Source organism: Enterobacter sp. HSTU-ASh6, assembly GCF_026319105.1.
GTDB classification, from domain to species: Bacteria; Pseudomonadota; Gammaproteobacteria; order Enterobacterales; family Enterobacteriaceae; genus Enterobacter; species Enterobacter sichuanensis.
The window spans coordinates 93,246-106,387 of sequence record NZ_WSPD01000009.1; the positions used below are offsets into that span (position 1 = coordinate 93,246).

The following is a 13,142-nucleotide window of genomic DNA, read 5'->3' on the forward strand; positions in this document are numbered from 1 at the left end:
TATTTGAAACGGCGCTTATCCCTTAAGTGATGCATTGACCCACTGCTGCAGCGCGCGACGGGAGACTTTGATGCCGCCATTTTTGAGCTCGGTCGGCAGCAGCAGCCAGCGGATGGGTTGCTCAAACCGCGCCAGCTTATCCCTGACCCAGTCAGGGAAACAGGTGATATCCGTTCCCGGTTCACACTCCACCACCGCCACCGGACGTTGGCCAAATTCGGCGTCGTCCAGCGGGACGATAAACACCTGATTAATCTGCGGGTGTGTTGCGATAACCCGCTCAAGGCTTTCCGGCTGGATCCCTTCTCCCCCGCTAAAAAAGAGGTTGTCCATACGACCCAGAATCGTCAGGCGGCCATCATGCCATTCACCGCGATCGCGGGTGGCGAACCATCCCTGCGCGTTGGTCAGTGGAATTAACGCACCGTCCCGCCAGTAGCCTGAGGCCATGCTGTGCGCCTTGATCCAGACCTCACCGTTCACGATCTGCACCTCTCTGCCCGGCAGCGCAGAGCCCACGTCCGGCTCGCCGTCCGCCTCTTTCGCGCAGACGGTAGAGGCAAACTCGGTCAGGCCGTAACCGCAGAAGCTGCGGATCCCCTGCTCCCGCGCCTGTTGCGTTAACGCCACCGGGATCGCCGCCCCGCCAAGCAAAACCGCTTTCAGGGCAATGTGGCTGTCGGTATTCAGAAGACGCCAGAGCTGGGTTGGCACCAGCGAGGCGTGCGTGCAGCCGCGCAAAGCCTGCTCCAGAGGCTGTTTCTCGCGCACGGTTAACCTCGCCCCCGCCTGCAGCCAGCGCCATAAAATCCCCTGGCCGGAGACATGAAACAGCGGCAGCGAAAGCAGCCAGTCATCGTCACCGCCATAGGGCATCAGCGACAGTACGCCGCGCGCGCTGGCAAGATGGGCCGCGCAGGTATGGACCGCCGCTTTTGGCAGCCCGGTGGAGCCTGAGGTGAGCGTCATGGACGCCAGCCGCGCCGGTTGCCACGCGACGCGATGTTCCCCTTCACGATCGCGCATGCTCAGGGCAGGAAGAGCGTCATAGCTGCCGTCCAGCGCCAGCGCAAAGCGCAGCGTCATCTGCGGGAGTAACACCTCCAGCAGCGGGCGCGGCAGCTGTGGGTTAACGGGAAGGATACGCGCGCCGCACTGAAGCAGCGCCAGCCACGCCAGCAGGGTCTGCGGATGGTTATGGGCCAGCAGCAGCACGCCGTCGCCCTCCGCCACGCCCTGCTGGTGAAACCCCGCCGCGAGACGGTCGACGCGGGCGCACAGCTGTTGCCAGGTAAGCACCTCGTCGTTCAGTCTCAGGGCCGGTTTATCCGCAAACTGCACGCACCAGTGACGCCAGGGCCAGTCGACAAAACTCATAACAACGGCTCCAGCGCCCCGGTATTCAGGCACGGCAGCGTACTGCCCGGCCACGTGCGGATAAGCTGAGCCTGCATCAGGTTCAGCGTGTCGAGGCCAGGCACCGTGTCCGGCGTTAACCAGGCGGCAATACGCGCCAGCTGCGTCAGCCCAAGGCTGGATTCTATAGAGGAGCTGATCACCGCCGTCAGCCCTGCGGCGTGCGCCGCTGCAACCTGCTCGCGCACCTTCGCCAGACTGCCGGTCAGGGTCGGTTTTATCACCACTGCGCTGACGCCGGGCTCGGCAACGAAGGCAAAATCCGCTTCGCGCAGGCTTTCATCCCAGGCGATGGCAATCCCCGTTTCGCGGGCAAACGCGCGCGAATCGTCGCGGGTTTTACACGGCTCTTCCAGAAAGGCAATGCGGCTGCGGTATGCCGGGTTGACGTACTTTGCAAACTGCTGCGCCTTCAGCGGCGTCCAGGCGCGGTTCGCATCCAGACGCAGACGAAGGTCGGGGATCGCTTCCAGCAGCAGGTTGGCCACCATGCCGTCGCGTACCGCTTCGTAGAGGCCGACTTTGATTTTTGCGACCTTCTCACCCGGCGTGGCGGAGAGCAACGCGAAGAGTTCGTCCGGATCGCCCGTACAGAGCGGCGCCGCGCGATAATCGGCCGCTTCCGGCAGGCTACCGTCGAGCTCCGCCAGCGCGCAGCTGATGCCAAAGGCGGCGGAAGGCACGTCCGGCAGCGGTGGATTGGCCCCCTCGCGCCAGGCATCCGCCCAGGCCACCAGCGCGGCCTGCGCTTCCTCCAGCGACTCCAGGCTAAAGCCCGGCAGCGGCGACACCTCGCCCCAGCCTTCCCGCTCGCCCTGCTGCAGATGCACGAAAACGCCGTCACGGGTTTTTAACCGCCGTTCACGCAGCACCACGCCCGCGTCCATCGGTATCTGCCAGCGGTAAACCTGCGCGCGACGCATTACGGGTTCCGTTTGAATTTGCTGAAGTCTGGCTGGCGTTTTTCGTTAAACGCGTTGCGCCCTTCCTGACCCTCTTCGGTCATGTAGAACAGCATGGTGGCGTTGCCCGCCAGCTCCTGCAGGCCTGCCTGGCCGTCACAGTCGGCGTTGAGGGCCGCTTTCAGGCAACGCAGCGCCATGGGGCTGTTTTGCAGCATTTCGCGACACCAGCGGACGGTCTCTTTTTCGAGGTCGGCAATCGGGACCACGGTATTGACCAGCCCCATCTCCAGCGCTTCCCGGGCGTTGTACTGACGGCACAGGAACCAGATTTCGCGGGCTTTTTTCTGCCCGACGATACGTGCCATATAGGAGGCGCCCCAGCCGCCGTCGAAGGATCCCACTTTCGGGCCGGTCTGGCCGAAGATGGCGTTCTCTGCGGCAATGGTCAGGTCACACATCATGTGCAGCACGTGACCGCCACCGATGGAGTAACCCGCCACCATCGCCACCACCGGTTTTGGACAGGTGCGGATCTGACGCTGGAAATCGAGCACGTTCAGGTGGTGCGTGCCCGCATCGTCCTGGTATCCGCCGTAGTCACCGCGTACTTTCTGATCGCCGCCGGAGCAGAACGCCTTATCCCCTTCGCCGGTCAGGATAATCACGCCGATATTGTCGTCGTAGCGCGCATCCGCCAGGGCCTGAATCATCTCTTTAACGGTCAGCGGACGGAAGGCGTTACGCACCTGCGGACGGTTAATGGTGATTTTGGCAATGCCGTCGGTGGATTTGTGGTAACGAATGTCGGTATAGCCTTCGGAGCAGTCTTGCCATTCAACCGGTGCATAGAGCATGTTTTCATCAGGATAGATCATAGAGTGTCCTTTATTCGAAGACGCAGTATCTGAGCCAGACTCGCGCTCACCGCTTCGGGGTTTTCCCGATGGGCGTTGTGTCCGGCGTTTGGAATGAGATGGCGAACGGCGTTCAGTTCAGCGGCAAGGGCCGCAAACTTCTCATCGCGTTCGCCACAGAGATAATCAAAAGCGAAATCGCGTGCGCTAAGCGCGGCGCGTAAATCGGGCTGCACCGCCAGCGACGTCGCCTCGAGCATCATCGCCAGCGCCACGCCGCTGTTCTGGCTGCGCAAGGTAATCAGCGCATCGCGCTGAGTGTCCGTCAGGGTGGCAAAAACGGGCTGTTGATACCAGTCAGTGAATACCTTATCCAGCGGTTCGGTGCGAAAACGTCTCGCCCAGTTGCGGTCCGATGCCAGGCGCGTATGACGCGCTTCGGCATCCTGCAAGCCCGGATGCCCGCCTTCAACTATCAGGCCCAGCAACCCCTTTGGCTGCTGGCAGGCGTGGAACATCGCAATGCGGCCGCCGAGGGAGTACCCGATGAGCCAGAAGTTGAGTATGTTGTAACTAATTAAAGTTCGGGTGAGTAATGTGCTCATCTCTTCGAACCCCGCCACGCCAACCTGCCGGGATCCGCCGTGCCCCGGCAGATCGAGATACAGCCGGGGGTAGTCGCTGAGTTTTTCACCCACCTTCTGCCACTCGCGGCTGTCGCCGGAAAAGCCGTGCAGAAAAACCAACCAGGGGTAGCCTGGCTTACCGGCCTGCTGTACCGCCCGGAGGATCACAGCTGGCTCACCTGCGCCAGCAGGCTTTGCAGCGCCTGCGCACCGTCAGCCTCGTTCACCACCAGCTCAATCAGCGTCGCACCCGGCTGTTTCCAGGCGGTCGCTAGCGCGGCACCCAGCTGCTCCCAGCTTTCCGGACGATGATATTTCAGGCTGAACATCGCTGCGGCGTGTTCGAACTGCACGTTCTGCGGCATCAGATAGAATCGCTCGCGCTCGGTCTGCGGCGTGGGCAACAGGGAGAAAATTTGCCCGCCGTTGTTGTTTACCACCATCAGCACGAACGGGGCGGACGCCTGACGCAGTAGCGCCAGCGCATTGAGATCGTAGAGCGCGGAGAGATCGCCCACGATGGCCAGCGTCGATTTCGCGCTGGCGCGCTGCACGCCCGCCGCTGTCGAAATAAGCCCGTCGATGCCGCTGGCGCCACGGTTGCTGTACACCGGGTAGCCAGCAGGCAACTGTGAAAAGGCGTCAATCAAACGCACGACCAGGCTGTTGCCGACAAACAGTTGCCCCTGTTCAGGCAGGAGCTGGTGAATACGGTGCGCCAGCCCGGCTTCGCTAAATGCCTCACAGTGCGCCGTTGTTCGTTCCCACGCCTGGCGCGAGAGTTCCGGGATGGCAACCGCCCAGGGTTTACGTTTTTCAGCCGGATGGAGCGTCAGCCAGGTCTCGATACTGCTGACCAGGCGACGACCGCGATGGTGCGCCGGGTCGAGCCGCCCCTCCAGCGCGTCCACCAGCCAGTACTCTTCGGGCGTGCAGGTCGCCTGCCACTGCAGTAACCGTTTGCCGGTTAAACTCGATCCAAGCTGGACCACAATCTGCGCCTGCGACAGCTCGGTGACCGCTTTCGCATTACCCAGCCAGAGGTCGGCGCACGGCAGCGGCTGACCGGTCTGGGAAAGCACGTCGCCAATCAGCGGCCAGCCGAGCGTTTGCGCCCATTCGGCCACCAGCTTGCCTTCCGCGGCGCTCATACGCCCGGCGATGACCACGCCGCGCTTCTGCCGCCAGAAGAACCAGTCCCGCTGTTTTGCGCTTTCAAGATGCGTCTGCTCGCGCAGCCACGGTTTCTCACTCTCCCACCAGCTACCCAGGGCGTGCTGCCATTCAAGCCCCGTGTCGTCCATTTCACCGTACAGCGGCTCGGCAAACGGGCAGTTGATATGCAGCGCCCCGCCGCGCAACGTCTCCATGGCGTGATCGACAGTAGAGACCAGCCAGCTTGCCGGAATATCCTGAGTGGGGCGAGGAAGCGATATCGTCTGCGAAGGATGGGAAGAAAAGAGCCCCGGCTGACGAATCGCCTGATTGGCGCCGCAGTCGATAAGTTCGGGAGGGCGGTCGGCGGTGAGCAGGATCAACTTTTCACCGGTTAACCCGGCTTCAATCAGTGCCGGATAGAGGTTTGCCACCGCGGTACCGGAGGTGACAATCACCGCCACAGGTTCTTTGCTGGCTTTCGCCAGCCCCAGCGCCAGATGACCGAGGCCGCGTTCATCGAAGTGGGTGTGATGAATCAAGGCCCGGTTTTCGGCAGCCGCCAGCGTCAGCGGCGTTGAGCGAGAACCCGGTGCAATACACACGTGCCTGACGCCATGGCGCGTCAGGGCTTCAAGGATCACCGCCGCCCAGCGTCGGTTAAAAGAACTTACTGACATGAGATTGTCCGGTATCAAGAATACGACACAGTATAAATAATAGAAAAAACTGGAATTTTGATATGAATCGGGATTGCGCGAATCTGTATTAATCCCTTAGTAGCAGAGAGCGCAATCCGGCGGCTTTGTTTTCAATCTCCTGCCACTCCTGCTCCGGGTCAGACCCGCTGACAATGCCGGCGCCGGCGTAGAGACGCAGGGAGTCCTCCTGGACGCGGGCGGAGCGCAGCGCCACGCAGAACTCACTCTGGTCAGGCGATAAATACCCGGCCGAACCGGCGTACCACTCGCGGTTAAAAGGCTCCACCTTCTGGATAAACTCGCGCGCTGGCTGTCGCGGTAATCCGGCAACGGCCGCCGTTGGCTGCAGCATGTGCAGACACTGCTCATCATCGGCCTGTTTTAGCTCGGTCCAGATACAGCGGCGCAAATGCTGCACTTTACGCAGGCGCACCACCTGAGGCGGCAGTACCTCAAGGGTCTGCGTATGGCGCTGAAGGCGCTGGCAAATATCTTCCACGACCAGCATATTTTCACGCTGGTTTTTATCATCATTCAGCAGCCACTCCCCCAGGCGCTGCGCCTGTTTATCATCGGGATGGCTGGCGACCGTACCCGCCAGGGCTTCCGTGCGCAGCAGCTTGCCGCGCCGCCGCCAGAGACGTTCGGGCGTTGAGCCGAGAAAGGCGTTGCTGGCGTCGAATACCATGCAGAAGTGAAAGCAATTTAAATTCAGGGCGCGGCTGGCCGCCATCAGCGCGACGGGATTAACGCGCTGTGTAAACTGCAGGTCGGTAGCGCGGGCGAGGACAACCTTTTCAAAATCACCGCGTGCGATGGTGTCTGTCGCTTTGCGGACCAGCCTCAGCCATTCGGGCTGTTGCGGCTGATGGGTTTCGTGCTCAACCTGAACGGAGAGCGGGCGGACAGGCTTTGCAGGACGGAGCTGCTGTAAGAAATCCCGTGCGGCCAGGGCATCGTCCTGCAGCGAACTGTCGCTCCACAGCTGCAGGCGCAGCGTGGCGTGACCCGCGCTACGTCGCCAGAGCAGGCGCGGCAGAAAGAGACTGCCCTGCTCCGGGTTAAACGCGTTCAGGCCGCAAATGCGGGTATCCCCTGCCGCGTGTTGCGCACGTAAAAACTGCGAGGCTTCTGTCAGAGAGGAAAACCGGGTAACCGCCCCCAGCGCCGCCAGCTCTTCATCGCCGTTACGCTGTTGCCAGTAAAACTGAGGATAGGACTGCTGCGCGCCCAGCCAGGCGAGCGGATCGAAAGCATCGTTTAACGGGAAAGAGACGTCGAAATGACGTAAACCGGGTATAGCGGGTAACGCTTGCGCAAGCTGAGTACGCAGACGTTCCAGCGCGGTGGAAATCGAATGCACGCGAACCTCTCCCTGTGAAAACGCTTAGTATACGGGGTACCATCAGAAATATCAGTACCCACGTATAGGGAGTGGTTAAGCGGCCTAACGACGGGCTAACAGCAGACCGAGTACCAGCCCTACGGCGGCCCCGACGCCAATACCCTGCCACGGTTTTTCATGCACGTAATCATCGGCACGATACACCGCTTTTTTGGCGCGGTAGTAATAGGTATCCGATGCGTGGCTGACGCGATTTTTAACCTCATGCAGCGCCTGTTCGGCACGGGCTTTAAGCTCAATATATTTCTGATCGGCAGGGTCGCCCGAGGAACGTAACACCTCTTCCAGCGTTTCACTCAGTAAGGCCAGATCGTCATCGATACGGGTATCCCAGGATTGAAATGACATATTTTTCTCCATGTTAGTACACCAGTCCGCTAACTATAGCCAACGACTCGCCATTACGCCTGCTTCGCTTCCCGCGCCATACCAATGTGGGGAATGCCATCTTCGTCGTAGACTTCAGTAACCGGCACGAAGCCAAAGTGGCCATAGAAGGGTTGAAGGTGTGCCTGCGCACCCAGGTATAACGCCTTGTCTGGCCACTGTTTCTGGCACGCTGCCAGCGTTTTTTCCATCAGCTGATAGCCCAGTTTTTCACCGCGCGCGCTACCGCTGATGATGACGCGGCCAATGACCACGGGCTCCATATCGTCTTCGCTTTTCAGAATCCTCGCATACGCCACCAGCTCGTTATCGCGCCAGCCGAGGATATGGCGGTTTTCGCCGACCAGATCATCGCCATCGATGTCCTGATACGGGCAGGTCTGTTCGACCACAAACACTTCACAGCGCAGTTTAAGCAGGGCATACAGCACATTAACGGTGAGTTCACTATGGTGTAAATCTTGCCACTGGATCATGTCAGTCTCCTTCCTGGGGTTCATCACGTTATACTAAACCCCTCCCCGTTCGGCAAAGGGCTGATTGCGTTATGGAACTGATATTTCTGGGTACGTCCGCTGGCGTGCCAACCCGCTCACGAAATGTGACGGCGATTCTGCTGGATCTTAAACACCCAACCCGCGGTGGGCTGTGGCTGTTTGACTGTGGCGAAGGGACGCAGCATCAGCTGTTACGCACCGCTTATCACCCTGGCAAGCTGGATAAAATCTTTATCACACACCTGCATGGCGACCATCTTTTTGGCCTGCCCGGGCTGCTGTGCAGCCGCTCCATGGCCGGCAATGCCAACCCGCTGACGATTTACGGGCCTGCGGGTGTGCGTGAATTTGTTGAAACCACGCTGCGCCTGAGCGGGTCGTGGACGGATTATCCGCTGGAAATCGTTGAGATTGGCGACGGTCTGGTTTTCGATGACGGGGATTATCACATCACCGCCCAACCGCTCAATCATCCTGTGGCGTGCTACGGCTACCGCATTGAAGCGCATGACAAACCCGGCGCGCTGGATGCCGCCGCGCTAATGGCCGATGGCGTCAAACCCGGGCCGCTGTTCCAGCGCCTGAAGCACGGAGAGACCGTCACGCTGGAGGACGGGCGCGTCATCAACGGTCAGGATTATCTCGCCGCCCCGCAGCCCGGCAAAAAACTGGCGATTTTTGGCGACACGGCCCCTTGCCCGGCAGCGTTAACCCTGGCGCAGGGCGTGGACGTGATGGTGCATGAAGCCACGCTTGAAACGGCGATGGAAGAAAAAGCCAACAGCCGGGGCCATAGCTCAACGCGACAGGCAGCGCAGCTTGCCCGTGACGCAGGGGTCGGCAGGCTCATCATCACCCATGTCAGCTCACGCTACGACGCACGGGGGTGTGCAGGCCTGCTGGCAGAGTGTCGCGCGCTGTTCCCGGAATGTGAGCTGGCCGAAGATTTCGCTCAGGTCAGCGTTTAGTCCTTCATTTTTCTCTCAGGATGCCGATAACGATTAAAAGGTCAGCATTTCTCTCGAGGGTAGAATGGATAATTTCCAGAAAGATATTGATGACAGGGCGAATCTGACCCTGTCGAACCGTTTTGAACTGTTGCTGTTCCGTCTCGGCACCTCTCTTAACGAAAATAAATCTGAGCTGTTTGGCATTAACGTCTTTAAACTGCGTGAAATAGTGCCGATGCCGGAGTTCACGAAACCCGCAGGAATGAAATCACCGCTGATGGGAATGGTGAATATTCGCGATCAGGTGATCCCGGTGATTGACCTGGCCGCCGTGGCGGGCTGTAAGCCCACTACCGGGCTGAACATTCTGCTGATCACCGAATATGCACGTAGCGTGCAGGCGTTCGCCGTGGAATCGGTTGAGAACATCATGCGTCTGGACTGGAAGCAGGTGCACGCCGCGGAAACCGCCGTCAGCGGGCGCTACATCACCAGTATTGCGTGTCTTGACGAGAAGACGGATACCAACGAACTGGCGATGGTGCTGGACGTTGAGCAGATCCTGTATGACATCACGCCGGCCAACCACGATCTTCATGCCACCAATCTGAAGACCACCAAATTCCATATTAAGCCTGGCGCTGTCGCGATTGTCGCGGAAGATTCCAAAGTGGCGCGCTCCATGCTGGAGAAGGGCCTGCAGGCAATGGAAATTCCGGCGCAGTTGCATATCACCGGTAAAGACGCATGGGAGAAAATTGGCGTGCTGGCGGCACAGGCGCAGGCGGAAGGGGTGCCGATTACCGATAAGATTGCCCTGGTACTGACCGACCTCGAAATGCCGGAGATGGACGGTTTCACGCTGACGCGTAAAATCAAAACCGACCCGCTGCTGAAAGATATTCCGGTGGTGATCCACTCCTCCCTTTCCGGCAATGCCAACGAAGATCATATTCGTAAGGTGAAGGCGGACGGTTATGTGGCGAAGTTTGAGCTGAACGAGCTGTCATCGGTGATTGAGGAAGTGCTGGACCGCTCGATGAAGAAGATTGACGGGCCGTTGATTAGCAGAAAACAGCTGGCTTAAATCTGGTGCGGGCTGGTGCCCTCACCCCGGCCCTCTCCCACGGGGAGAGGGAGAAAACCATAAAAAAACCCGCCGAGGCGGGTTTTTTGTTTTACATCAGCGGCATCGCTCGCTGCACGATATCAATTAGCGGCTGCGGATAGATACCGAAGATCAGTACCAGCAGTGCGGAGATGAGGACCACAATACCGCCGGCGCTGTACTGCCAGTTGGTTGGGGCGTCACGGTTGAGCTGCTGAGGAGCACTCAGGTACAGACTCACGGCCACACGCAGGTAGTAGTACAGACCAATCGCAGAGCCGATCACCACGCCCGCGGTCAGCCACCACAGATGCGCCTGCACACCGACAGCCAGCACGTAGAACTTACCGATAAAGCCCAGCGTCATCGGGATACCCGCCAGAGAGAGCATCATCACCGTCATCACCGCGGACAGGATCGGACGGTGCCAGAACAGACCACGGTAGGAGAACAGTGAATCGGCATCCGGGCCACGGTACGGGCTGGACATCAGGCTCACCACGCCGAACGCGCCGAGGCTGCTGAACAGATAACCGGCCAGATAGACGCCCACGGTTTCCATCGACATCTCACCGCTCTGCAGCGCAATCAGCGCCACCATCAGGTAGCCCAGATGCGAGATAGAGGAGTAACCCAGCAGACGTTTGATGTTGGTCTGGCTCAGCGCCATCAGGTTACCGAAGATGATGGAGACGAACGCGATGATGCCCAGCACCACGCGAACCGCTTCGCTGTCACCCACCGGTGCGTACAGGAACAGACGCATCACCACCCCGAAGATAGCGATTTTGCTCGCCGTCGCCAGGAAGGTAGACACCGGCGCTGGCGCACCCTGGTAGACGTCTGGCGTCCACAGGTGGAACGGAACCAGAGAGAGTTTGAAACCAAGGCCAACAATCATCATGCCCAGACCCGCCAGCAGCAGCGGCTCATGCAGCATGCCGTCGCCGAGGCTCTTGCCGAGCGCCATGAAGGAGAGATTACCGGACTGTGCGTACAGCAGCGCAATACCAAACAGCAGGAACGAGGACGCCGCCGCAGACAGGATGGTGTACTTGATGCTTGCTTCCAGCGAGCGCTTCTGACGGAAGGCGTAACCAATCAGACCGAACAGCGGCAGAGAGATCAGCTCAATGCCGAGGAACAGCGCAGCCAGGTGGTTCGCGTTCGCCAGCAGAATGCCGCCCAGTGCGGCAATCAGAACCAGCAGGTAAAACTCTTCTTTGTTGTCGTTGTAGCCTTCAAGCCACGGGTACGCAAAGGTACAGGTTGCCAGGCTCGCCAGCAGAACCAGACCGGTATACAGCATAGCGTAACCGTCAACGCGCATCAGCGGGGTGACGTCCATCGCCCCACCCTGGCCAACAAACCAGAGAGAGACTAACGCGGCGTTCAGGCCAATGACCGACAGCGTGGCATTCAGGAAGTGATTGCGTCGCCACGCAATGGAGAGCATCACAACCACCACCGTCAATCCGACGATCAGCAGCGGTAGCAGCGCGATCAGTTGTTGTGGAGTTATTGTCATGGCGAATTACGGCCTTGTAGTAGAAGCAGAATTAACAAACCACTGCTGGATGTTACCCATCGCGCTATGCGAGGTATCCAGAATCGGCTGCGGGAAGAAGCCCAGCAGCACCAGCAGTACGACCAGCAGCAGGATGATGAACAGCTCACGCAGCGACATCCCCGGCAGTTCTTGTGCAGCAATTTCGCTCTTCGCTTTACCGAAGTAAGCGCGGTGCAGCATCGCCAGCGAGTACACGGAAGCGAACACCAGACCAAAGGTGGAGATCACGGTAATCACCGGTACCACTTTGAAGCTGCCGAACAGAATCATAAATTCGCCGACGAAGTTACCGGTGCCCGGCATCCCCAGGGTGGCCACTGCGAAGAACATGGACAGCGCTGGCAGCCATTTAATTTTGCTCCACAGGCCGCCCATCATACGCATGTCGCGAGTGTGCAGACGTTCGTACAGCTGGCCACACAGGATGAAGAGACCGGCTGCGGACAGGCCGTGCGCAATCATCTGGATCACCGCGCCCTGGTACGCCAGCTGGCTGCCGGTGTAGATAGCAATCAGCACGAAGCCCATGTGGGAGACGGAGGTGTAGGCAATCAGACGTTTGATGTCGTACTGCGTAAACGCCATCCAGGCACCGTAGAAGATACCGATCACACCCAGCCACATGGCAATCGGTGCGAACTCAGCGGAGGCGTTCGGGAACAGCGGCAGTGCGAAACGCAGCAGGCCGTAGGCCGCGGTTTTCAGCAAGATGCCCGCCAGGTCAACGGAACCCGCCGTTGGTGCCTGAGAGTGCGCGTCTGGCAGCCAGCCGTGCAGAGGAACCACCGGCATTTTCACCGCGAAGGCGATGAAGAAGCCCAGCATCAGCAGGTATTCCACGCCGTGCGACATCGGAGTCTTCAGCAGCTCTTCGTAGTTGAAGGTCCAGACACCGGTCGCATTGTGGTGCACAAACACCAGCGCCAGAATGGCAATCAGCATCACCAGACCACTCGCCTGGGTATAGATGAAGAACTTGGTGGCCGCCGTGATACGCGTTTTACCGTCGGACGCCTTATGGCCCCACAGCGCGATCAGGAAGTACATCGGCACCAGCATCATTTCCCAGAAGAAGAAGAACAGGAACATGTCGATGGCCAGGAACACGCCGATAACGCCGCCCAGGATCCACATCAGGTTCAGGTGGAAGAAGCCCTGGTATTTTTCGATTTCACGCCAGGAGCAGAGTACCGCCAGAACGCCGAGCAGACCGGTCAGCACCACCATCAGCAGCGACAGACCGTCAATCGCCAGGTGGATCGTAATGCCGAAACGTGGGATCCACGGCAGGATAAACTCAGACTGCCACTGCGGAATGCCCGCAGACTGAGTCAGAGAGTAGCCACCCTGCAACCAGAGTTGCAGACCAAGCGCGAGCGTCAATCCCATGGTGATCAGCGCGATCCAGCGCGGCATTTTCACGCCAAAGCGTTCAGTCTGCCAGCACAGGAAGCCGCCGATGAAGGGAATTAATATTAGCCAGGGTAGTAACATGGCGATTTACATTCCTTTTTAAGGCCCCCAGCAGGGGCCTGATTTTCAACGAATTCGAATAAAATTCACTTAAC

Annotated in this window: 12 protein-coding genes; 2 read left to right on the plus strand and 10 right to left on the minus strand. The window is 59.3% G+C overall.

Annotated features, from left to right (window positions below):
* Positions 1-15: 15 nt before the first annotated feature.
* The 8 genes from menE to GM298_RS12980 form a co-directional block, all read right to left on the minus strand.
* Positions 16-1,377, minus strand: coding sequence for an o-succinylbenzoate--CoA ligase (menE, locus tag GM298_RS12945; RefSeq protein ID WP_266154211.1), 1,362 nt, complete (start codon positions 1,375-1,377; stop codon positions 16-18).
* Positions 1,374-2,339: an o-succinylbenzoate synthase gene (gene menC / locus GM298_RS12950; RefSeq protein ID WP_045286081.1), complete on the minus strand. Its 966-nt coding sequence runs from the start codon at positions 2,337-2,339 to the stop codon at positions 1,374-1,376. Before menC ends, menE begins: the two co-directional genes overlap by 4 nt.
* A complete protein-coding gene (gene menB / locus GM298_RS12955; RefSeq protein WP_025757193.1) occupies positions 2,339-3,196 on the minus strand; it encodes a 1,4-dihydroxy-2-naphthoyl-CoA synthase in 858 nt (285 codons plus the stop codon). The genes menC and menB overlap by 1 nt, the downstream gene beginning before the upstream one ends.
* Positions 3,193-3,969 carry a 2-succinyl-6-hydroxy-2,4-cyclohexadiene-1-carboxylate synthase gene (menH, locus tag GM298_RS12960; protein WP_266154212.1) on the minus strand — a complete coding sequence of 259 codons (777 nt, stop codon included), beginning with the start codon at positions 3,967-3,969 and terminating at the stop codon, positions 3,193-3,195. Before menH ends, menB begins: the two co-directional genes overlap by 4 nt.
* Positions 3,966-5,636, minus strand: a complete 1,671-nt coding sequence (gene menD, locus GM298_RS12965; RefSeq protein ID WP_045286084.1) for a 2-succinyl-5-enolpyruvyl-6-hydroxy-3-cyclohexene-1-carboxylic-acid synthase — start codon at positions 5,634-5,636, stop codon at positions 3,966-3,968. The genes menH and menD overlap by 4 nt, the downstream gene beginning before the upstream one ends.
* Positions 5,637-5,724: 88 nt before the next feature.
* On the minus strand, positions 5,725-7,020 hold the full coding sequence (gene menF / locus GM298_RS12970) for an isochorismate synthase MenF (protein ID WP_266154214.1): 1,296 nt from the start codon (positions 7,018-7,020) through the stop codon (positions 5,725-5,727).
* Between the two features lie 84 nt (positions 7,021-7,104).
* Complete coding sequence (elaB, locus tag GM298_RS12975) at positions 7,105-7,410, minus strand: stress response protein ElaB (RefSeq protein ID WP_008500219.1); 306 nt, start codon at positions 7,408-7,410, stop codon at positions 7,105-7,107.
* A 53-nt stretch (positions 7,411-7,463) separates the two neighbouring features.
* On the minus strand, positions 7,464-7,925 hold the full coding sequence (locus GM298_RS12980) for a GNAT family N-acetyltransferase (protein ID WP_266154215.1): 462 nt from the start codon (positions 7,923-7,925) through the stop codon (positions 7,464-7,466).
* A gap of 71 nt (positions 7,926-7,996) precedes the next feature.
* Here GM298_RS12980 and rbn point away from each other — a divergent pair, with 71 nt between their 5' ends.
* Positions 7,997-8,914 carry a ribonuclease BN gene (rbn, locus tag GM298_RS12985; RefSeq protein WP_266154217.1) on the plus strand — a complete coding sequence of 306 codons (918 nt, stop codon included), beginning with the start codon at positions 7,997-7,999 and terminating at the stop codon, positions 8,912-8,914.
* 64 nt (positions 8,915-8,978) lie between these two features.
* A complete protein-coding gene (locus GM298_RS12990) occupies positions 8,979-9,983 on the plus strand; it encodes a chemotaxis protein (protein WP_045286087.1) in 1,005 nt (334 codons plus the stop codon).
* 91 nt (positions 9,984-10,074) lie between these two features.
* Here GM298_RS12990 and nuoN read toward each other — a convergent pair whose 3' ends face one another.
* A complete protein-coding gene (gene nuoN / locus GM298_RS12995) occupies positions 10,075-11,532 on the minus strand; it encodes an NADH-quinone oxidoreductase subunit NuoN (protein ID WP_023312531.1) in 1,458 nt (485 codons plus the stop codon).
* Between the two features lie 6 nt (positions 11,533-11,538).
* Entirely contained in the window at positions 11,539-13,068 is a 1,530-nt protein-coding gene (gene nuoM, locus GM298_RS13000) for an NADH-quinone oxidoreductase subunit M (RefSeq protein WP_025757186.1), read from the minus strand.
* Positions 13,069-13,142 lie beyond the last annotated feature (74 nt).